Genomic DNA, 20932 nt, shown 5'->3' on the forward strand with positions numbered 1-20932 from the left:
CTCAGACCCGCCTGACCTTCACCGTCTTGCCCTTGACCTTCCCGGCATTCAGCCCGCGCAGCGCGTCGCGGGCGATCTCGCGCGCCACCGCCACGTAGGTCGAGTACTCGTTCACGTTGATCTTGCCGATCTGGTCGCCCGGGAAGCCCAGGTCCTTGGTCAGCGCGCCCAGCACGTCGCCGGGGCGGATCTTTTCCTTTCGGCCGCCCAGGATCTGCAGCGTGACCATCGGCGGGCGCAGCGGCTGCGGGTCGGGCGAGGGCACGAGCTCGGCGAGCGGGTGCCAGTCGCACTCCGCGCCCTGCATCTTCTCGATGCGGGCCACCAGGCCCATCTCGTTCGGGCTCGCCAGGCTGAAGGCCCAGCCGGCCTCGTCGGCGCGGCCGGTGCGGCCCACCCGGTGCACGTGCACCTCGGCATCGGGGGTCACGTCGACGTTGATCACCGCCTCGAGGCCGGCGATGTCCAGGCCGCGCGCGGCCACGTCGGTGGCCACCAGCACGCTGCAGCTGCGGTTGGCGAACTGCACCAGCACCTGGTCGCGATCGCGCTGCTCCAGGTCGCCGTGCAGTTCCAGCGCCACGATGCCTTGGGCCTGCAGCAGCGCCGCCAGCTCGCTGCAGCGCTGCTTGGTGTTGCAGAAGGCCAGCGTGCTCACCGGCCGGAAGTGGTCGAGCAGCAGGCCGACCGCCTGCAGGCGCTGATCCTCCGCCACCTCGTAGAAGCGCTGGCGGATCTTGGTGGCCGCGTGGCGCTCGGCGAGCTTGACCTCGGCGGGGTTGCGCATGAAGCGCTTCGCCATCCCGATCACGCCCGGCGGATAGGTGGCCGAGAACAGCAGGGTCTGGCGATCCGACGGGCACCGGTTCACCACGTAGCCGATGTCGTCGGCGAAGCCCATGTCGAGCATCCGGTCGGCTTCGTCGAGCACCAGCGTGTTCAGCGCGGCCAGCGACAGCGACTCGCGCGCCAGGTGGTCCATGATGCGGCCCGGCGTGCCCACGACCACGTGCGCGCCGTGGGCCAGGCTGGCCACCTGCGGGCGCATCGTGGCGCCGCCGCACAGCGTGAGCACCTTGATGTTGTCCTCGGCCCGGGCGAGCCGCCGGATCTCCTGGGTGACCTGCTCGGCGAGCTCGCGGGTGGGGCACAGCACCAGCGCCTGCACCGCGAAGCTGCGGGCGTCGAGCCGGGCCAGCAGCGGCAGCGCGAAAGCCGCCGTCTTGCCGCTGCCGGTCTTGGCCTGGGCGACCAGGTCGCGGCCGGCCAGGGCCAGCGGCAGGCTGGCGGCCTGGATCGGCGTCATGCGCTCGTAGCCGAGCCGCTGGAGGTTGGCCAGGACGGCGGGAGAGAGGGGAAGGGTGCCGAAGGGAGCGTCGGCGGGAGCGGAGATCGCGTCGGAGCGCGGGGAGGTCGAGTCTGCGTTCATCCCGGATTGTGGCAGACGCGCCGGCCGGGCGCAGAATGGCGGCCATGAAACCACCGAAGAGATTGCAGTCGCTCGTCGACGAAGGCCTGATCGACGAGGTCGTGCGCCAGCTGATGAGCGGCAAGGAAGCCGCCGTCTACGTGGTGCGCAGCGGCGGCCGGACCCTGTGCGCCAAGGTCTACAAGGAGGCGACCGAGCGCAGCTTCCGGCAGGCGGTCGACTACACCGAGAACCGCCGGGTCCGGAACAGCCGCCAGGCCCGCGCGATGGCCAAGGGCACCCGCTACGGAAGGCAGGCCACCGAGGCGGCCTGGCAGAGCGCCGAGGTCGACGCCTTGCATCGGCTCGCCGCCGCCGGCGTGCGCGTGCCCCGGCCGCACAACTTCTGCGACGGCGTGCTGCTGATGGACCTGGTGACCGACCAGCACGGCAACGCGGCGCCGCGGCTCAACGACGTGGTGTTCGCGCCCGAGGACGCGCGCAGGCACCACGCCACGCTGCTGGGCGAGGTGGTGCGGATGCTGTGTGCCGGCGTCGTGCACGGCGACCTGTCGGAGTTCAACATCTTGCTCGGCGCCGACGGCCCGGTGATCATCGACCTGCCCCAGGCGGTGGACGCGGCCGGCAACAACCACGCCCCGCGCATGCTGCTGCGCGACGTGGCGAACCTGCGGGCCTTCTTCGGGCGCTTCGCACCGGACCTGCTCGACACCGAGTACGGCCTGGAGATCTGGGACCTCTATCGCCGGGGGGAACTGCGCCCGGGCGTGCCGCTCACCGGCCGCTTCGAGCGGGCAAGCGGCGCGGTGGACCTGGAAGGGGTGCTGCGCGAGATCGAGGATGCCCGCGAGGAAGAGGCGGAGCGCCGCCTGCGGCTCCAGGCGGCGGGCTGAGCCGGTTCGGCAGGCTCAGGCGGCGACGCGATCGGTCCGGAACCTCTCGGGCAGCCGGACCACCGAGGCGCGCGAGGCGGGCGCGGCATCGAGCGCCGCAGGCCTCGCCGCCTCGCCGACTTGCCGCGCCGGACCTGCCGGGCGGGCCTCCGCGGCCGCGCGAACGCCGGCGACCGCGTGATCGTCCGCGGCCGCGGCGGCCAGGGCCCGCTGGTCGCCTGCCGACAGTTTCGCCGCCATGCGCAGGATGCCGTCCACGTCGAGCAGCTGGATGCCCCGGGTGCGCGCGAACGCGATCGCCCCGGGCGTGAGCAGCGAGGTCGTGGCGAAGTGGCCGGTGACCGCGCCCCGCTCGAGCATGGCCTGCTCGAGATCGCGGATGTCGTCGATCGAGACGGTCTTCCCGGCGCGCTGCCGGCAGCGCAGCAGGCTTGCCTGCCCTTCCCCTGCGCCGCGGGGGGCGAGCCCGACATCCACCCCGCCGTCGGGTAGCGGGCTGCGGGACCGGACCTGGTAGCCGGACCGCTCGAGCAGGGCCTCGATCACCGCCTCGAAGCCATGCTCCGGAATTCGTCTCAGCAGGCCCGAGTCCAGGCGCGCGGGGTGCGAGCGCGTGGTGCTCGCTGCCGCCTGTTCGAACTGGCGATCGCGACCCGACTCGGCGATGCCGACGCTGGGGGCGCGCCTGCCGCCCAGCCAGCGCTGCGCGAGCAGCACACCGGCGCCGGCGGCGAGCATCACCCACGACAGGGGCTGGGCGTGCTGGAGCGCCTGGGTGAACGGGGATTCCGCCATCACCGAAGGCATCAGGGTCAGCAGGCCGGCGCCTGCCAGGAGCTGGACGGCGCAGCTGGCGTGGCCCAGCGATTGGCGCCGAATTGCGTGTCGTGTCCGGGACATCTCGTGACTTCCTGCCTTGCGAGCCGCGTTTCGCCAAAACTAATCGCACGAGCCCGGAGCGGGGCGTCCAGCCCGCCGAGGGGCGTCTTGCGGCCGACCGCTGGCGGTCGGAGGGCCTCGCGCCGGGCTGCCCCGGTAAAATCCCGGATTGCCTGCCTGTCGCAACTCATGCCCGATCACCTCCTCCACGTGGCCGCCGCCGGCTTCGAGTCCGCCTGCCGGATCGACGTCCTGCCGGAAGGCCATCGCTCGCGCCGCCTGCACGGCCACAGCTTCCTGGCCAAGGTCCGCGCGCGCCTGCCGCAGGGCTGGGCTTCCTTCCCCGGCGGCGAGGTCGACGACCTGCGCGCGCGGCTGTCCGAGGCGATCGCGCCGCTCGACTACGCGCTGCTCAACGAGCGGGTCGCCCACCCCACCGACGAGAACCTGGCCCGCTGGATCCGAGGGCGGCTCGCGGCCGCGGGTCGGGGCGTGCCCGGCCTGGAGCAGGTCGGCATCCAGAGCACGCTGCACAGCGGGGTGGACCTCGACGCCAAGGACCACGCCCACGTCTGGCGCCGCTACGTGTTCGAGGCCGCGCACCAGCTCACCGGGGTGCCGGCCGGCCACAAGTGCGGGCGCATGCACGGCCACGGCTTCGAGGTGATCCTGCACGCCGACCAGGACCTGGGCGCACGCGACCTGGGCATCGACTACGACCACCTCGACGCCTGCTGGGCGCCGATCCACGCGCAGTTCCACCACGCCTGCCTGAACGACATCCCGGGGCTCGAGAACCCGACCAGCGAGATCATCGGCGCCTGGATCTGGGAGCGGCTCAAACCGCGGCTGCCCGAGCTGTCCTGGGTGACGGTGTACGAGACCGCGACCTGCGGCGCGCACTACGATGGCCGCCACTACCGGATCTGGAAGGAGCTGAGCCTGGACAGCTCGCTGCGGCTGCGCCGCGCGCCCGAGGGCGATCCGCGCCGGCGCATCCACGGCCACACCTACAACCTGCGCCTGCACCTGTGCGCGCCGCTGGACGAGGTGCGGGGCTGGACGGTGGACTTCGGCGACGTCAAGGCGCTGTTCGACCCGATCTTCCGCGACCTGGACCACCAGCCGCTGCACGAGCTGCAGGGCGTTGAGGACAACGACCCAGCCAGCCTGGCGAAGTGGATCCGCGACCGCGCGCTGCCCGCGCTGCCGGCGCTCGACCGGATCGACCTCTACGAAACGCGCGGCAGCGGCGCGATCCTGTCGTGGGGCGAGGAAGGCCCCGCGCTGCCGGTATGACCTACAGCGTCAAGGAGATGTTCTACACGCTGCAGGGCGAGGGCGCGCAGGCGGGCCGGCCCGCGGTGTTCTGCCGCTTCGCCGGCTGCAACCTGTGGAGCGGGCGCGAGGAAGATCGGGCCGACGCGGTCTGCACCTTCTGCGACACCGACTTCGTGGGCACCGACGGGCAGGGCGGCGGCAAGTTCCGCACCGCCGCCGAGCTCGCGCGGGCGATCGCCGCGAAGTGGCCGGCCGACGACGACTCGGGCAGGCGCTACGTGGTCTGCACTGGCGGCGAGCCGCTGCTGCAGCTCGACGAGCCGCTGATCGACGCGCTGCACGCCGAGGGCTTCGAGGTGGCGGTGGAAACCAACGGCACCCAGCCGGCCCCGAAGGGCCTGGACTGGATCTGCGTGAGCCCCAAGGCCGGGGCGCCGGTGGTGCTGACCGAAGGCGACGAGCTCAAGCTCGTCTACCCGCAGCCGCTGGCGATGCCCGAGCGCTTCGAGTCGCTGGGCTTCACGCACTTCTTCCTGCAGCCGATGGACGGCCCGGACCAGGAAGCGAACACCCGCGCCGCGATCGCGTACTGCCTGGCCCACCCGCGCTGGCGGCTGAGCCTGCAGACGCACAAGATCGTCGGCATCGATTGAGGAAGCCGGGCGGTCGTAACGCCGCCCGACGATTCCTCAGTACCCGAGCATCAGCTGCACGACGATGCCGGTGGCAATCGCCACCAGCAGGTAGTCGGCGCCGACCTGGACCCAGTAGTGGCCGCGCGGCGGTTGAGGCAGGCGGTGATAGCGCCAGTCGGTCACCACGTAGTGCTGGGTCCGGTAGTAGGCGGGCAGCCGCGCGCCGCGGTAGATGTCGTGGCGCGGGCCGGCGCCGCGGCCTCCGGCATTGGAATGTGGCGGCGGGCCCGGGCGGCTCGCGTGCGGTGGCGGGCCGGGACGATATCCCGGGCGAGCGTCGCCGCGGTAGCGGTCGTCGCGCCGGTATTCCTCGCGGCGATGCTCGCGGAACTGGCGCTGCTCGCGCTCGCGCCGCTCGTAGCGCTGCTGGTCGCGCGCATCGGGCCGCCGGGGCTGGTCTGCCCGGTTCGGCGGGCCGCGGCGGTCGTCCTGGTACTGGCGCGGCTGGTCGCCGCGCGGCTGGGCGATGGCGCCGACCGAGCCCAGGGCGAGTGCGGCGGCGGTGACGGCGGATACGAGCTTGCTGGCTTTCATCCTTGGGTCTCCTCGAGAAGTGCAACGATGATCGCTCAGCCGCTGCACCTTGCCTCGCGCCGTTACTTCGGATTACACAGCCGGCGGGTCCTTTACATTCGCCGGTGCGATGTCCCGGCTGGTGCGATGTCCCGGCCGGTGCGAGGGGCCTCAGGCCGGCAGGAAGCCCTCGACCGTCAGGTAGCGCTCGCCGGTATCGTAGTTGAAGCCCAGCACCGTGGCGTTCGCTGCGAGCTCGGGCAGCTTCTGGGCGATCGCCGACAGCGTGGCGCCCGAAGAGATGCCCACCAGCAGGCCCTCTTCGCGCGCGCAGCGACGCGCCATTTCGCGCGCGTCTTCGGCATCGACCTGGATCACGCCGTCGAGCAGCGAGGTGTCCAGGTTCGCCGGGATGAAGCCGGCGCCGATGCCCTGGATCGGGTGCGGCGCTGCCGCCCCGCCGGAGATCACGGGCGAGGCCACCGGCTCGACCGCGAACACCTTCAGCTTCGGCCAGGCGGTCTTGAGGACCCGCGCGCAGCCGGTCAGGTGGCCGCCGGTGCCCACGCCGGTCACCAGCGCGTCGATGCCGCCGGGGAAATCGGCGAGGATCTCTCGGGCTGTCGTGCGGGCGTGCCCCTCAATGTTCGCCGGATTGTCGAACTGCTGCGGCATCCAGGCGCCGGGCGTTGCGGCGACCATTTCGCGCGCCCTGTCGATCGCGCCCTGCATGCCCAGGGCGCGAGGCGTCAGCTCGAAGCTGGCGCCGTAGGCGAGCATCAGCCGGCGCCGCTCGATCGACATGCTGTCGGGCATCACGAGCACCAGCCTGTAGCCCTTGACAGCGGCCACCATCGCCAGGCCAATGCCGGTGTTGCCCGATGTCGGCTCGATGATCGTTCCGCCCGGCTTCAGCGTGCCGGAGCGCTCGGCATCCTCGACCATCGACAGCGCGATGCGATCCTTGATCGACCCGCCGGGATTGGCCCGCTCGGACTTGATCCAGACCTCGCGCCCTCGGCCGAACAGGCGCTGGATGCGGATGTGCGGCGTGTTGCCGATGGTCTGCAGGACGTTGTCGACTTTCATCTTCGGTCTCCGGGTGCGGGGGCGTCGCCGCGTGGCGCGACGACCCGCCCATGAATTGCAGTATGGCGCCGTTACCAGGTCGCCTGGTAGGTGCCCTTGAAGCGCTGGTCGATGAACTGCTTCACCGGCTCCGAGCGGTACGCCTCGACCAGCCTGGCGACCCAGGGCTGGTCCTTGTCGGCCTCGCGCACCGCGATGATGTTGACCCAGGGGTTGTCGGCCGGCTCGGCCAGGATCGTGTCCCTGGCCGGGTTCAGGCCGGCCTGAACCGCGTAGTTGTTGTTGACCGCGGCGGCGTCGACGTCGGGGATCGAGCGCGCGAGCTGGGCGGCATCGAGTTCGACAAACTTAAGCTTCTTCGGATTCTCCACGATGTCGGCGACGCTGGCGGTCACGTTCTTCGGGTCGCGCAACTTGATGATCCCGTTGTTGTGCAGCAGCTGCAGCGAGCGGGCGCCGTTGGTCGGGTCGTTCTGGATCGCAACGCGCGCGCCGTTCGGGAGGTCGTCGAAGCGCTTGTACTTGTTTGAGTAGAAACCCATCGGGGACGAGATCGTGTAGGCCACCTTCGCCAGCTTCCAGTTCGTCTTCGACAGCTGGTTCTTCAGGTAGGGCTCGTGCTGGAAGGAGTTGGCTTCGGTCTCGCCGGCGGCCAGCGCCTGGTTCGGGATCACGTAGTCGGTGAACTCGACCAGCTGGATCCGGAAGCCGCGCTCGGCGGCGACCTTCTTCACCACTTCCATGATCTCGGCGTGCGGGCCGGCCGTGACGCCGACGCGGATCGGCTTGTCCTGCGCAAACGCGGGCGTGGCAAGCGGAAGGGTGAGCAGGGCGGCGCCTGCAGCGGCGAGCGACAGAAGGATGCGGCGCGCCGGGAGCTTCGCGGTCATCTTGGATTTCCTTGATTCGAGGGGGGAACGAGAGTGGGTGGGCAGGCTGCCCATCACGCGTGGCGGATGCGCCGGTTGAGCCGGCGTGCGAGCCGCTCGCCGGTCGACTGGACGGCCTGGACCAACGCGACCAGCACGACGACGACGATGGCCATCGTCTCGGGCATGAAGCGCTGGTAGCCGTAGCGGATGCCGAGGTCGCCGAGTCCGCCGCCACCGACCGCGCCGACCATCGCCGAGAAGCCGATCAGGCTGACGATGGCCAGCGTCATGCTGAGTACGATGGTCGGGGTCGCCTCAGGGATCAGCACCTTGGTCACGATCTGCAACGGCCGCGCGCCGATCGCGCGAGCGGCCTCGACCAGGCCCGGGTCGACTTCGCGGATCGCAGTCTCGACGAGGCGTGCGATGAAGGGCGTGGCGGCGACGGTCAGCGGCACGATCGCGGCGTTGGTGCCGATCGAGGTGCCGGCGACGAGCCGTGTGAACGGGATGATCGCGACCACCAGGATGATGAAGGGCGTAGAGCGGGTGACGTTGACGACCAGGCCCAGCAGCCGGTTGGCGATTGGCGCGGCGAAGAGCTCGCCGCGGCCGCTGGTGGCGAGGAAGACGCCGAGGGGCAGGCCGAGCGCCATTGCGATGCCGCCCGACACCGCGACCATCCAGAGGGTCTCGAGCGCGGCGTTCAGGATCAGTTGCAGCAGTTCAGCGGACATGGCCGATCACCTCGGTGTGGAGTTCGCGGTCGGCGAGGAACCGGGCCGCGCGCGCCTGCGCGGCGGCATCGCCGGGCAGGGCGACCAGCAGGATGCCGAAAGGGCTCCCGCCGATCCGCTCGATCGAGCCCGACAGGATGTTCACGTCGATGCCGAGCTCGCGCGACAGTTGCGACAGCACCGGATCGGTCGCGTGCTCGCCGCGAAACACGATTCGCAGCACCGTCTTGCCGCCCTCGACCGGCTCGGTCTGCAGCCGCTCGGCGATCCAGGCCGGCACGCCGCGGCCGGTCTCGGCGCCGAGGAAGCTGCGCGTCGTCGCGTGGGCCGGCGCCGCGAACACGTCGGCGACCTCTCCCTGCTCGACGATTCGGCCGCCATCGATGACGGCGACCCGATGCGCGATCCGCCGGATCACCGCCATTTCGTGCGTGATCAGCAGGATCGTAAGGCCCAGCTCGCGCTGAATGCCTGCGAGCAGGTCGAGGATCGCCGTGGTGGTCTCGGGGTCGAGCGCCGAGGTCGCCTCGTCGGAGAGCAGCACCTTGGGCTGGGTGGCGAGCGCGCGCGCGATGCCGACGCGCTGCTTCTGGCCGCCCGACAGCTCGGCCGGATAGCGATCGCGCTTGTCGGCCAGGCCGACCATCTCGAGCAGCGGCTCCACGCGACGGCGAATGCCGGCGCGGTCCACGCCGGCTATCTCGAGCGGCAATGCAACGTTGTCGAAGACGGTGCGCGAAGACAGCAGGTTGAAGTGCTGAAAGATCATCCCGATCGAGCGGCGCACCGGGCCCAGCGCCCGCTCGTCGAGCGTGCCGACGTCGATCCCGTCGACGACGACGCGCCCCGAGGTCGGGCTCTCGAGTCCGTTGACGAGCCGGATCAGCGTCGACTTGCCGGCGCCGCTGCGGCCGATGACGCCAACGATCTCGCCGCGGGCCACCGACAGGTCGATGTCTTCCAGCGCGGCGACCGCGGGGCCGTCGCCGCGCGCGACCGGAACCGCGCCGGATGCCGGGACAGGCTGGAGCAAGGACAGAACGCCGCGCAGCGGCGATCGCAGCGCCTGCGAGGAAGGATGGGCCATCTGATGGCTCCCTTGTCTTCGAGGAATCGGAGGAAGCCGCGAAGACTAGGGAGCGACGAGCGATCAGGCGAGCAAGTGCCGGAAGCGAATAAGCAAAGAATCAGCCGGGCGGCGGCTCGGGCGAGCCGCGCTTTGGCTCGGGCGGCCCGGGCCGCTCGCCGATCTGCTGGCGCCACATCGCGTAGTAGAGCCCCTTGCGCGCCACCAGGTCGTCGTGGGCGCCGCTCTCCACGATGCGCCCCTTCTCCAGCACGTGGATCGTGTCGGCGTGCATGATCGTGGACAGGCGGTGGGCGATCATGATCGTGATCCGCTCCTTTTCCCGGGCGATGCGCCTGACCGTTTCGGTGATCTGCTCCTCGGTCAGCGAATCGAGCGCCGAGGTGGCCTCGTCGAAGATCAGCAGCTGCGGCTGGCGCAGCAGCGCGCGGGCGATGGCCAGGCGCTGGCGCTCGCCGCCCGACAGCTTCATCCCCATCTCGCCGATGCGTGTCGCGAGCCCCTCGCCGGTCTTGTCGAGCAGGTAGGCGCAGGCGCTGTCGCGCAGCGCGGCGACCATCTCCTCGTCGGTGGCGTCGGGCTTCACGAACTGCAGGTTCTCGCGGATCGTGCCGGCGAACAGGTGGGTCGCCTGGGTCACGATGCCGAACTGGCGGCGCGCGCGATTGAGGCGAAGCCTGCGGGTCGACACCTCGTTGTAGAAAACCTCGCCCTCGTGCGGGGTGAACAGACCCACCAGCAGCTTGACCAGCGTGGACTTCCCCGAGCCGGAGGGGCCCACGAAGGCGACGCTGTCGCCGAGCCGGGCGGAGAAGGACACGTCGTCGAGCGCGTTCTCGGTGGCGCCGCGGTGGCGAAAGCTCACGTTCTCGAAGCGGATGCGCTCGATCGGGCCGATGTCCACCGGCGATTCAGGCCGTCGCTCGACCGGTTTCTCCATCAGGGCGCCGAAGCTCGACAGCGAGGCCTCGGCTTCGCGCCAGGCGATGATGATGTTTCCCAGTTCCTGCAGCGGCGCGAAGATCGACACCGAGATGAACTGCATCGCGATCAGCTCGCCGGTGCTCAGCACGTCGCGAAAGATCAGCCACAGCAGCGTGAAGAGGATGGACAGCTTCAGCAGGCTGAGCGTGGTGCCCTGCAGGAAGGACAGCACGCGGATCCGCTTGACCTTGGCCATCTCGAGCTCGAACAGCGCCATGGTGCGCGCCTGCAGACGGCGGATCTCGGGGAAGGTCAGCCCGAGGCTGCGGATCAGCTCGATGTTGCGCAGCGCCTCGGTGATGAAACCCGCATTGCGGCCGGTCTCGCGCACGATCGAGCGCTGCTGGCTGCGGATCTGCCGGCTGAGCAGGCCGGTGAAGCCGCCGAGCACCAGCACGCCGATCAGGAACACCGGGACCAGCGCCCAGTGGCGGGTCAGCGCGTACCAGGCCAGGAAGGCCATGCCGACCAGCGATGCGAACACCGTGTTGATGAAGGCATTGATGAAGCGCTCGGTGTCGGTGCGCACCTTGAGCAGCAGCGCCAGCGTCTCGCCGCTGGGCTGGTCCTCGAACTCCTGGTAGTTCAGCCGCAGCGTCTGGCGCAGTCCGTCGTTGAAGATCTGCGCGCCGAACTTCTGCACCACCAGCCGGGTCACGTACTCCTGGAAGGCCTTCGCGAGCCGCGACAGCACGGCGACCAGGACCGCGAGCGCCAGCAGGCCCAGGGCGCCCCGGATCAGCTCGTCGTCGGACTTCCCCGCGCGGTCGATCGCGTAGTCGTCGATGATCCAGCCGAAGATGATCGGGTCGACGAGCGCCAGCACCTGGCTCGCGCCGGCCAGCAGCAGCGCCAGCGCGATCAGCTTGCGCTGCGGCTTCAGGTAGCGCCAGAGGACTTTCACGGGGCGCTCCGAACGCCGCCGTCAGCCGCGGATCGCCATGGCCGCTGCGGCGGCCGCCTCGATCGTCTCGTCGATGACCGCGTCGTCGTGGGCGGCCGACAGGAACCAGGCGCCGCGCTCGAGGGCGCGCACCCGGCGCGCGAGCAGCTCGCCGCAGAAGCGCACGTAGCGCACACGATCGACCCGCGCCAGGTCGCGATGGTCGCGGGCCGGCTCGGTCAGGCCGAGGCCCACGTGGAAGATCTGCGGGAAGCCGGTCACCACGGCCGGCACGCCCGCCGCGCGCAGCGCCGCGTCGAGGCCCTGCATCAGCCTGCGGCCGGGCGCCTCGAGCGCCCTCAGCACGCTGCCGTCGGCCAGCGCGCGCAGCGTGGCGAGCGTGGCCGCCATGCTGACCGGGTTCGCGTTGTAGGTCCCGCCGTGCATCGCCGCGCCGGTCACGAACAGGTCGAGCAGATCGGCCCGCCCGGCGACGACCGCGACCGGAAAGCCGTTGGCGACGCACTTGCCGAAGGTGGCCAGGTCGGGCGTGACGCCGAACAATTGCTGGGCGCCGCCGGGCGCGACCCGGAAGCCGGTGATCACCTCGTCGAAGATCAGCACGGTGCCGTGCCGGCTGCAGGCCGCGCGTGCGCCCTCGAGATAGCCCGGCGCCGGGGCGATCGCGCCGGCGTTGCACATCGCCGGCTCCATGATGACCGCGGCCACGTCGCCATCCGAGAGACGGGCCTCGAGCGCGGCCAGGTCGTTCCAGGTCAGCAGTTCGACCTCGCCGCGCGGAATCCAGCCGTGGTAGTGGCCCTCGAAGTCGACCACGATGCGCCGGCCGGTGGCCGCGCGCGCCAGCGCCAGCGCGGCCTGCACCGCCTCGCTGCCCGAGCTGGCGAAGCGCAGCTTCTCGGCGCAGGGCACCAGCGAGCAGAACAGCTCGGCCGCCTCGGCCTCGAGCGCGCTCTGGCCGCCATAGAGGATGCCCCGCTGGAGCTGCCCGGCCACCGCGCGGAGCACCGGCTCGGGCGTGTGCCCGAGGATCATCGGCCCCATGCCCAGGTAGTAGTCGATCAGGCGATTGCCGTCGACGTCGAACAGCCAGGGACCCTCGGCACGCTCGAAGACCAGCGGCGTGGGCGAGATCCCGTGACGGAAGTTGCTCGACACGCCGCCGGGCATGAAGCGGCACGCCGCCTCGATGCGGCGCTTCGATTCGTCGAAGCGCGCCGGCGCCTGCCGCGCGCCCTTGCCGCGCTCCTCAGCCATGCAGCGCCCGCCAGACCTTCTCGGCGGTCAGCGGCATCTGCAGCGCGAGCGCGCGCTCGCCGGCGCCCGCGCGCGACAGCGCGTCGACGACCGCGTTGACCACGCAGGGGGTGGCGCCGATCGTGCCGAGCTCGCCCACGCCCTTGACGCCCAGCGGGTTGGTGCGGCAGGGCACCGACGGGTCCATCTCGGTGCGAAAGCGCCCCATGACGTCGGCGCGCGGCATCCAGTAGTCGAGGAAGCTGGCCGACAGCAACTGGCCGCTTTCGCGGTCGTAGACGACCTGCTCGCCGAGCGCCTGGCCGATCCCCTGGACCGCGCCGCCGTCGAGCTGGCCGCGCACGATGACCGGGTTGACCACGCGGCCGACGTCGTTGACCGAGCTGTAGTCGAGCACCGCGACCTCGCCGGTGTCGGGGTCGACCTCGACCTCGCACACGTGGCAGCCGTTGGGCCAGCTGGGGCCCTCGACCGAGCTGGTCGAGTCCATCCAGATCTGCCGCTCGGGCTGGCGGGCGGCGAGGTCGAACAGGTCGATGGATCGGTCGGTGCCGACGATGCGGAAGGCGCCGGCCTGGTATTCGATGTCGTCGGGCGCGGCCTCGAGCGCTTCGGCGGCCAGGTCCTGCGCCTTGCGCACCGTCTGCTTCGACGCGACGCTGACCGCCGAGCCGCCGGTGAACAGCGAGCGCGAGCCGGCGCTGCCGAAGCCGGTGCCGCGGTCGGTGTCGCCCTGCACGATGCGGATCCGCTCGATCGGCACCTGGAACACGTCGACCGCCAGCTGCGCATAGCTGGTGGCGATGCCCTGGCCCATGGCCTGCGTGGCCGAGAAGATCTCGATGAAGCCGTCGGCCGACACGCTGACCGTGACCCGCTCCTCGAAGGCGTTGCCGCCGGTCCATTCGAGGAAGGTCGCCAGGCCGCGCCCGCGCAGGCGTCCGCGCGCCTTCGACCCGGCGGCGCGGGCCTCGAAGCCGTGCCAGTCGGCGAGCGCCAGCGCCTGGTCCATGATCTTCTCGAACTCGCCGCTGTCGTAGGTCTGGCCCATCTGGTTGCGATAGGGCATCTGCTCGGGGCGGATCATGTTGCGGCGGCGGATCTCGATCTGCTCGATGCCGAGCTGGCGCGCCGCCTTGTCGAGCAGCCGCTCGATGATGTAGATCGCCTCGGGGCGGCCGGCGCCGCGATAGGCGCCGACCGGCGTGGTGTTGGTCAGGATCGCCTCGAAGTCGAAGTCGATCGTCCGGATGTCGTAGATGCTGGTCTGCACCCAGGGGCCGATCAGCACCTGGATCGCGACCGCGGTGGGCGTGGCATAGGCGCCGACGTTGGCGCGCGAGCGCACGCGCAGCGCGAGGATGCGCCCGTCGGCGTCGAGCGCGAGCTCGGCGTGGCTCTCCAGGTCGCGCCCGTGCGTGGCGGCGAGGAACTCCTCGCTGCGGTCGGCGGTCCACTTGACCGGGCGGCCCAGCTGGCGCGCGGCCCAGGCGACGACCGCGTCCTCGGGGTACAGGCCGGTCTTCATGCCGAAGCCGCCGCCGACGTCGCCGACCACGACGCGGATCTTCTCCGGCGCCATGTCCAGGATGTCTTTCGCCAGCGTGTTGCGCGCCCCGCCGGGCATCTGCGTGCTCAGGCGCAGCGTGATCACCCCGGTGGCGGGGTCGTGGCTGGCCAGCGCGCCGCGCGGCTCCAGGGGCGCCGGCACGAGCCGCTGGTTGACCAGGTCCATGGCGACCACGTGCGCGGCGGCGGCGAAGGCCTTGGCCGCGGCCTCGGCGTCGCCGTGCCGCATCCGCGCCGACAGGTTGCCGGGGGCCTCGTCGCACAGCAGCGGCGCGCCGGGGGCGGTCGCGCCGGCCAGGTCGACGACCGCGGGCAGGTCCTCGTAGTCGACGAAGATCGCGTCGCGCGCCTCGATGGCGCTCTCCCGGCTCTCGGCCACGATCGCGGCCACGGCTTCGCCGACGTAGCGGACCCGCTCGTGGGCCAACAGGCGGCGGGGCGGCGTGGCCCCGGGCGATCCGTCGGGGCGCTGGAAGCCGGTGGGCCCGGGGAAGACGCCGACGCCGGCCTCGACCAGGTCCTGGCCGGTGAAGACCGCGACGACGCCGGGCATCTCGCGGGCCGCCGAGGCGTCGACCGAGACGATCCGCGCGTGAGCATGGGGCGAGCGCAGGAAGCAGAGCCAGCCCTGGCCGGGCAGGTTGAAGTCGTCGACGAAGGCGCCGCGGCCGCTGACGAGGCTCGCGTCCTCGATCCGGCGCACGGGTTTGCCGCTGCCGAAGCGGCCGAATTCGGTCGTGTCTGACACGGTCGATGCTCCAGGGTGTCCCGCGGGGAATCCGGAGTCTACCGGGCCCGCGCGCCCCGCAGGCTCGGCAGCCCGATGCCCACGGCATCGAAGCCGCCGTCCACCGCGAGCGTCTGGCCGTTGACGTAGCTGGCTTCGTCGCTGCACAGGAACCAGACGCCATTGGCGATCTCGTCTTCGCTGCCGTAGCGATTGAGCGGGATGGCGTCGTGATAGTCGGCGCGGATGTCCGGCGTGTGGACCTTCTTCGCCATGGCGGTGTCGACCGGGCCCGGCGCGATGGCATTGACGCGGATGCCGAGGTTGCCGAGCTCGGCCGCCTGCTGCCTGGTCAGGTGGATCACGCCGGCCTTGCTGGTGCCGTAGGCCACGCGCAGCATGCTGGCACGCAGCCCCGAGATCGACGCGATGTTCACCACGCTGCCGCCGCCGTGGCGCAGCATGACCGGCGCGCAGGCCTGCGTGCACAGGAAGGGGCCGGTCAGGTTGACCGCGATCACCCGCTCCCACTCGGCCGCGGTGTGCTCGAGCATCGGCTTGAACACGGCGACGCCGGCGTTGTTGACCAGCGCGTCGATGCGGCCGAAGCGGGCGGCGAGCTCGGTGACCGCGGCGTCGACCTGCGCGCCGATCGCCACGTCGCATTCCAGCGCCAGCGTGCGGTCGGGCTCGCCGATCGCGGCCAGCGCCTTCGCCAGCTCGGGTCCGTCGATGTCGAGAAGCCCCACGCGCCAGCCCTCGCGCAGGAAGCGCCGGGCGACGGCGAGTCCGATGCCGCGGGCGGCTCCGGTGACGAGGGCGACTTTCCGGGAAGGAGTCGAGGCGGCGGCTTTCGCGGACATGGTCTACTGGCTCCGCTTCGCCCCGTCGACGAGCCACTGCATCAGCTTCGCCGCCGTCTCGGGCGAAAGTTGTTCGTGGGCGACGACCCGGGGATGGAAGGGTTCGCCCTTGCGCAGCTCGACGCCGAGCCGGGCCGCCGCCTGCGGGTCGCCGCGATGCTTCGCGAGCTCGCGGGCCAGGTGCTCGAAGGTGGGCGCATCGGCGTGGCGCGAGCCCGGGCGGTGGCAGTTGTGGCAGCCCATCTCGACGGCGAGGGCGGCGCCGGCCGGCAGGTCCTCGGCAGGGACCGGAATCGGGGCCAGGCCCAGGCCCAGCAAACAGGCCGTCAACGCGGGCAGGGCGACCCGGCGTGCGCGGGCTGGGCGCGCAACGGCGCGCCTGTCGGCCGGCGGCAGGGCGCTCATGCTCAGCCGCGCATCGGCTTCATCGCCGTGGCCCACCTGAGGAGTTCGTCGAGCATGGCGGCGGCCGACTTGTCGATCAGCTCGTTGGACTTGAACGCCTTGTTCTCGTCGAGCAGCTGGGCAACCATCGGCACCATCACGCCTTCGTACATCGGCATCATCTTCAGGGTGGTGACCAGCTGCTTGGCCATCTGCGTGGCGCGCAGGCCGCCGGACACGCCGCCGTAGCTGACGAAGCCGGCCGGCTTGTAGTTCCACTCCTTGTAGACGTAGTTCAGCGCGTTGTAGAAGGCCGGCGGCGGGTTGAAGTTGTACTCGGGGGTCACGAACACGTAGGCGTCGGCCTCGGCCACGCTCGCCGCCCACTTCTTCGTGTGCTCGTGCTGGTACTTCTGCATGACCGGGTGATTGGGCTCGTCGTAGACCGGCAGCGCGAACTCGGCCAGGTCCACCGACCGCACGTCGAACTTGCCGTGTGCGGCGGCGAAGCCCGAGAACCATTTCGCTACCGAGGGGCCGACGCGGCCGGGGCGGGTGCTGACGGTGATCACGTGAAGCTTCAGGGCCATGGCGAAGGTTCCTCGTCGTTGTCGGTCGGTCGAATCCGGGATCTTAAGCCGCCTCGGCCCCGGCAGGCATGGACGGGGTGCGGGCCGGGGAACGCGTAGCGACCTTTCAGAGCATCTCGAGCGGCACCGCCCGTTCCGGCGGGGCGAACAGGGCATCCAGTTCCGCGAGCTGCGCCGCATCGAGCCGATGCGCGATCGCGCCGGCGTTCTCCTTCACCCGCTCCGGGCTCGAGGCCTTCGGAATCGCGATGACGTCCTCGCGGCGCAGCAGCCAGGCCAGCGCGGCCTGCGCCGGCGTCATGCCGTGCCGCTGTGCGAAGGCGCGCAGGCCGCGGTGCCGAAGCAGCCGGCCCTGCTCGATCGGCGAATAGGCCATCACCGGCACGCCGCGCTCGCGCAGCCACGGCAGCAGGTCCCACTCGACGCCGCGGCGCTCCAGGTTGTAGAGCAGCTGGTTCGTCGCGGCCTGCGCGCCGCCGGGCACGGACCACAGCTCGCGCATGTCGGCCAGGTCCAGGTTGCTGACGCCCCAGTGGCGGATCTTGCCGGCGTGCTGCAGGTCCTCGAAGCCGCGCACGGTCTCGGCCAGCGGCACCGATCCGCGCCAATGCAGCAGGTAGAGGTCGATCCGGTCGGTGGCCAGGCGCGCCAGGCTGCGCTCGCACGCCGCCGCCACGTCGCGGCGCGAGGCGTTGTGCGGGTAGACCTTGCTCACGATGAAGACCTCGTCGCGGCGGCCCTCGATGGCCTCGGCCACCAGCGCTTCGGCGAGGCCCTCGCCGTACATCTCGGCGGTGTCGATCAGCGTGAGGCCGAGATCCAGGCCAGTGCGCAGCGCGGCGATCTCGCGCGCGCGGGCCGACGGCCCCTCGCCCATCGTCCAGGTGCCCTGGCCGAGACAGGGCACGGTCTTGCCGGAGGGAAGTGTCACGGATCTCATGCGCGCTCCGTTCGGGCGCCCTCGGGCGGCGCGCCCGGCCGCGCGCCGATCTCGTCGAGCAGCCGCGCGAGCTTCATCGGGTCCGGGGCGGTGTTGCGGTAGAACCTGATCACGGGATGGCCAGTCCTGGGAGGCGGGCGGACCCTTATGATCGGGCATTTTCCAGCCACGGCCCGCAATGAACCGGATCTTCCTCGGAATCGTCCTGATCGCCTTCGGCGCCGCTGCGTGGCGGCAGTTCGGCCACGTGCCGGCCGCCGGCGCGAAGTCCCCGATGGAGGCGCTGTCGGCCGCGATGATTTCCTCGGCCGGCGGCGCGGTCGAGCTGGCGATCGGCCTGGTGGGGGTGATGACGCTCTTCCTCGGCCTCATGAAGGTGGCCGAAGCCGGCGGCCTGCTGGTCATCATCGCGAAGCTGATCCGACCGCTGATGACCCGGCTCTTTCCCGACGTGCCGGCCGACCATCCGGCGATGGGCGCGATGATCCTGAACATGTCGGCCAATGCGCTGGGCCTGGGCAACGCGGCCACGCCCTTCGGCATCCGCGCGATGCAGGAGCTCGACAAGCTCAACACGCGCCCGGGGACCGCCACCAACGCGATGGCGCTGTTCCTGGCGATCAACACCTCGGGCGTCACGCTGTTGCCCACCGGCGTGATCGCGATCCGCGCGGCGGCCGGCTCGGCCGACCCGGCGGCGATCCTGCCGACCACGCTGTTCGCGACCGCCTGCTCGACGATCGCGGCGATCGTGGCCGCCAAGCTCTACCAGCGCTTCGCCCCGCTCGGACCGGCGGACCCGGCTGCCGCGGCCATCGACCGGCCCTGGGTGCGCGAGGGCGGCGGGGCGGATGCCGGCGACGCGAGCGCCGGGTCGGGCGGCGGCTCCGGCGGCGCTGATCTCGCGGCGGCCGGCCGCGGTTATCCGCTCTGGGCGTCGGTGCTCGCGCTGGCCGGCATCGTGGCGCTGATCCCGGCCACGATCGTCTGGGGGCGCGTCGTGTCGCCGTGGATCCTGCCGGGCCTGATGGTCGGCTTCCTGCTGTTCGGCGCGCTGCGCCGGGTCGCGGTCTACGAGGTCTTCGTCGACGGCGCGAAGGAGGGTTTCCAGGTCGCGCTGCGGATCATTCCCTACCTGGTGGCGATCCTGGTCGCGGTGGGCATGTTCAGGGCGAGCGGCGCGCTGGACGCGATGGTGGGCTTTCTCGGCGGCTTCACCGCGCGCTTCGGGCTGCCGGCCGAGGCGCTGCCGATGGCGCTGCTGCGACCCTTGTCGGGTTCGGGCGCCTACGGCGTGATGGCCGCGATCATCCAGGATCCGGCCACCGGGCCGGACAGCTACGTGGGCTACCTGGTGACCACGTTGCAGGGCTCGACCGAGACGACCTTCTACGTGTTGGCGGTGTACTTCGGCGCGGTCCAGGTGCGGCGGATGCGGCACGCGCTGGCGGCCGCGCTGACGGCCGACGTGGTGGCGGTGATCGCCACGGTGGCGATCTGCAGCTGGCTGTTCGGCTGAGCGAAGGGCAGCCTTGCGAGGCGGCGATGCGGACCCGCGGCCGCGGCGGGTCAGAGGCCGCCGCGCGTGGCGAGGGCACGCATCCGTTCGGCCCAGTCGGGGTTCTGGCGCCTGAGGGGCGCCATGACGTCGCCGGGAGCGTTCGCGACGACGCGTCCGAGGAAGGGGCGTGCGACCTGAAGCTCGCCGAGCTCGGCGTGGCAGGCCGCTGCGGCCTCGGCGGCCGGTGCCCAGTCGGGCCGGATCGTGAGCGCACGCGTCGCGGCGGCCAGCGCGTCGCGCGGCTCATAGGCGAACAGCAGTGCCCAGGCCAGCAGGTTGTTCCAGACGAAGTTCTGCGGGTCGTGCGGGTTCAGAGCGAGCCCTTTCCGAAGCGGCGCGAGCGCGCCGCGCGCATCGCCGGCGAACAGGCGGGCCATGCCGAGCACGAGGTGTCCGAGCGCGAACCCGGGGCTGAGCTCGATCGCCTGCCTGGCGGCCCGGATTGCCGGCTCGAAGGCGTCGGCGTAGACGCTCGCGATCGCCAGCCCGTAGTGCGCGTAAGGGTTCAGCTCATCGAGCTGGACGGCCCTCAGGCCTGCATCGACGCCCTCGCGCAGGTCGGCGCATTCGTCGCTGCTCCAGCCGTAGGCGACGATCCCCGCGCTGACTCGCGCCAGCCACACGCGGGCCTCGGGCAGGTCCGCGTCGAGCCGGGCGGCCTCGCGGAACAGCTCGCGGGCCCGCAGGTGGTCGTCGCGGACGACGTGGTGGAACAGCCACGCGCCCTGGTGGACCCGGTCCCAGGCGGTCGCGCTCCCGCTGTGTCGCCGCCGGGCCGCGAGCGCCGACTCGGACCTGAGCAGCTCGGGTTCCATCGCCCCGGCGACCTGCAGGGCGATGCGGTCCTGCACCGCGAACATCTCGTCGAGCGCGAAGCCCTCGGCGATGTCGTGGCGATCGGCCCAAAGCTGGTTGCCGCTTGCGGTCTCGAGCATGCGCACGGACATCCGGATCCGTCCGGCCGAGCGCCGAACGCTGCCCTCGAGCGCGTAGCGCACGCCGAGCCGGCGGCCGATCTCGGCGGGACCGTGCGTGCTGCCGCGAAACGCGAAACTGGCGCTGCGGCCGACCACCGAGAACCAGCGGAAGCGCGACAGCGCCGTGATCAGGTCCTCGGCGATGCCGTCGGCGAAGTACTCGGTGCCGGGGTCGCCGCCCAGGTCGGCGAAGGGCAGGACGGCGATCGAGGGCCTGCCCGCGAGGCCTGCCGAGACAGGGCCGGTCAGGTCGTCGGCCGGGTCGTCCAGCGCCGCGACCGGCGCCGCGAAGCGGTAGCCGGCTCGCGCAACGGTGACGACCCACTCGCCGCCGCCGGGTGCCTCGCCCAGCAGCCTGCGCAGCGCGGCGACCTGGACCGAAAGATTGCCCTCCTCGACGATCAGGCCGGGCCACGCGGCCTCGAGCAGTCCTTCCTTCGTGACGACCCGGCCGTCTGCCTCGACGAGCGCCCGCAGCAGGGCGAACGCGCGGTTTCCGATCGCCACCGGCGCGCCGTCGCGCAGCAGCACGCTCCGGCCGGGGTCAAGGACGTAGGGCCCGAACTGGAATCGCCTTGCGCGCATCGGCCATCTCCGGGGATGGGCTTTGGAAGATTTTGCAGGATTTCGGCCGCGCTTCGGGACTGTGGCGAGCGGCGGCGCGATGCTGGGCGTCGCGGGCCGCGATGGTGCGGCTTCGC

The 20932-nt window shown here is 71.4% G+C and carries 19 protein-coding genes; 4 read left to right on the forward strand and 15 right to left on the reverse strand.

Annotated features, from left to right (window positions below):
* Position 1: 1 nt before the first annotated feature.
* The gene (gene dbpA, locus FHP08_RS14425; protein WP_147705196.1) at positions 2–1429 is read right to left on the reverse strand and encodes an ATP-dependent RNA helicase DbpA; all 1428 of its coding nucleotides are present in this window, start codon (positions 1427–1429) and stop codon (positions 2–4) included.
* 44 nt (positions 1430–1473) lie between these two features.
* Between dbpA and FHP08_RS14430 the strand changes: the two genes are divergently transcribed.
* Positions 1474–2322 carry a PA4780 family RIO1-like protein kinase gene (locus tag FHP08_RS14430; protein WP_147705197.1) on the forward strand — a complete coding sequence of 283 codons (849 nt, stop codon included), beginning with the start codon at positions 1474–1476 and terminating at the stop codon, positions 2320–2322.
* A gap of 15 nt (positions 2323–2337) precedes the next feature.
* Here FHP08_RS14430 and FHP08_RS14435 read toward each other — a convergent pair whose 3' ends face one another.
* On the reverse strand, positions 2338–3222 hold the full coding sequence (locus tag FHP08_RS14435) for a restriction endonuclease (protein ID WP_147705198.1): 885 nt from the start codon (positions 3220–3222) through the stop codon (positions 2338–2340).
* Positions 3223–3390: 168 nt separating this feature from the next.
* Here FHP08_RS14435 and FHP08_RS14440 point away from each other — a divergent pair, with 168 nt between their 5' ends.
* Positions 3391–4500 (forward strand): 6-pyruvoyl trahydropterin synthase family protein, encoded by a 1110-nt coding sequence (locus tag FHP08_RS14440; RefSeq protein ID WP_147705199.1) that lies wholly within the window; start codon positions 3391–3393, stop codon positions 4498–4500.
* Entirely contained in the window at positions 4497–5135 is a 639-nt protein-coding gene (gene queE, locus FHP08_RS14445; RefSeq protein ID WP_147705200.1) for a 7-carboxy-7-deazaguanine synthase, read from the forward strand. The genes FHP08_RS14440 and queE overlap by 4 nt, the downstream gene beginning before the upstream one ends.
* A 36-nt stretch (positions 5136–5171) precedes the next feature.
* Here queE and FHP08_RS14450 read toward each other — a convergent pair whose 3' ends face one another.
* From FHP08_RS14450 to FHP08_RS14505, 12 genes are all read right to left on the reverse strand, one after another.
* Positions 5172–5711: an RcnB family protein gene (locus FHP08_RS14450; RefSeq protein WP_147705201.1), complete on the reverse strand. Its 540-nt coding sequence runs from the start codon at positions 5709–5711 to the stop codon at positions 5172–5174.
* A gap of 150 nt (positions 5712–5861) precedes the next feature.
* Entirely contained in the window at positions 5862–6779 is a 918-nt protein-coding gene (gene cysK / locus FHP08_RS14455; protein ID WP_147705202.1) for a cysteine synthase A, read from the reverse strand.
* Between the two features lie 71 nt (positions 6780–6850).
* On the reverse strand, positions 6851–7669 hold the full coding sequence (locus tag FHP08_RS14460; protein WP_147705203.1) for a MetQ/NlpA family ABC transporter substrate-binding protein: 819 nt from the start codon (positions 7667–7669) through the stop codon (positions 6851–6853).
* A 53-nt stretch (positions 7670–7722) separates the two neighbouring features.
* Positions 7723–8388: a methionine ABC transporter permease gene (locus FHP08_RS14465; RefSeq protein WP_147705204.1), complete on the reverse strand. Its 666-nt coding sequence runs from the start codon at positions 8386–8388 to the stop codon at positions 7723–7725.
* Positions 8378–9475 (reverse strand): methionine ABC transporter ATP-binding protein, encoded by a 1098-nt coding sequence (locus FHP08_RS14470; RefSeq protein WP_147705205.1) that lies wholly within the window; start codon positions 9473–9475, stop codon positions 8378–8380. Before FHP08_RS14470 ends, FHP08_RS14465 begins: the two co-directional genes overlap by 11 nt.
* A gap of 100 nt (positions 9476–9575) precedes the next feature.
* Positions 9576–11363: an ABC transporter ATP-binding protein gene (locus FHP08_RS14475; RefSeq protein ID WP_147705206.1), complete on the reverse strand. Its 1788-nt coding sequence runs from the start codon at positions 11361–11363 to the stop codon at positions 9576–9578.
* 21 nt (positions 11364–11384) lie between these two features.
* A complete protein-coding gene (locus tag FHP08_RS14480) occupies positions 11385–12620 on the reverse strand; it encodes an aspartate aminotransferase family protein (RefSeq protein WP_222707907.1) in 1236 nt (411 codons plus the stop codon).
* The gene (locus FHP08_RS14485) at positions 12613–14937 is read right to left on the reverse strand and encodes a xanthine dehydrogenase family protein molybdopterin-binding subunit (protein WP_147705207.1); all 2325 of its coding nucleotides are present in this window, start codon (positions 14935–14937) and stop codon (positions 12613–12615) included. The genes FHP08_RS14480 and FHP08_RS14485 overlap by 8 nt, the downstream gene beginning before the upstream one ends.
* A 38-nt stretch (positions 14938–14975) precedes the next feature.
* Positions 14976–15779 (reverse strand): SDR family NAD(P)-dependent oxidoreductase, encoded by an 804-nt coding sequence (locus tag FHP08_RS14490; RefSeq protein ID WP_147705208.1) that lies wholly within the window; start codon positions 15777–15779, stop codon positions 14976–14978.
* A gap of 3 nt (positions 15780–15782) precedes the next feature.
* A complete protein-coding gene (locus tag FHP08_RS14495; protein ID WP_147705209.1) occupies positions 15783–16184 on the reverse strand; it encodes a hypothetical protein in 402 nt (133 codons plus the stop codon).
* Positions 16185–16186: 2 nt separating this feature from the next.
* On the reverse strand, positions 16187–16753 hold the full coding sequence (locus tag FHP08_RS14500; RefSeq protein WP_147705210.1) for an NADPH-dependent FMN reductase: 567 nt from the start codon (positions 16751–16753) through the stop codon (positions 16187–16189).
* A 106-nt stretch (positions 16754–16859) separates the two neighbouring features.
* Positions 16860–17693 (reverse strand): aldo/keto reductase, encoded by an 834-nt coding sequence (locus FHP08_RS14505; RefSeq protein WP_147705211.1) that lies wholly within the window; start codon positions 17691–17693, stop codon positions 16860–16862.
* Between the two features lie 178 nt (positions 17694–17871).
* On the opposite strand from FHP08_RS14505, the gene FHP08_RS14510 reads away from it, so the two are divergent.
* Positions 17872–19212, forward strand: coding sequence for a nucleoside recognition domain-containing protein (locus FHP08_RS14510; RefSeq protein ID WP_147705212.1), 1341 nt, complete (start codon positions 17872–17874; stop codon positions 19210–19212).
* Between the two features lie 50 nt (positions 19213–19262).
* On the opposite strand, the gene FHP08_RS14515 is transcribed toward FHP08_RS14510, so the two are convergent.
* Positions 19263–20816 carry a winged helix-turn-helix domain-containing protein gene (locus tag FHP08_RS14515; protein WP_147705213.1) on the reverse strand — a complete coding sequence of 518 codons (1554 nt, stop codon included), beginning with the start codon at positions 20814–20816 and terminating at the stop codon, positions 19263–19265.
* Positions 20817–20932 lie beyond the last annotated feature (116 nt).

The sequence above is a fragment of the Zeimonas arvi genome (assembly GCF_008039575.1).
Taxonomy (GTDB): Bacteria; Pseudomonadota; Gammaproteobacteria; order Burkholderiales; family Burkholderiaceae_E; genus Zeimonas; species Zeimonas arvi.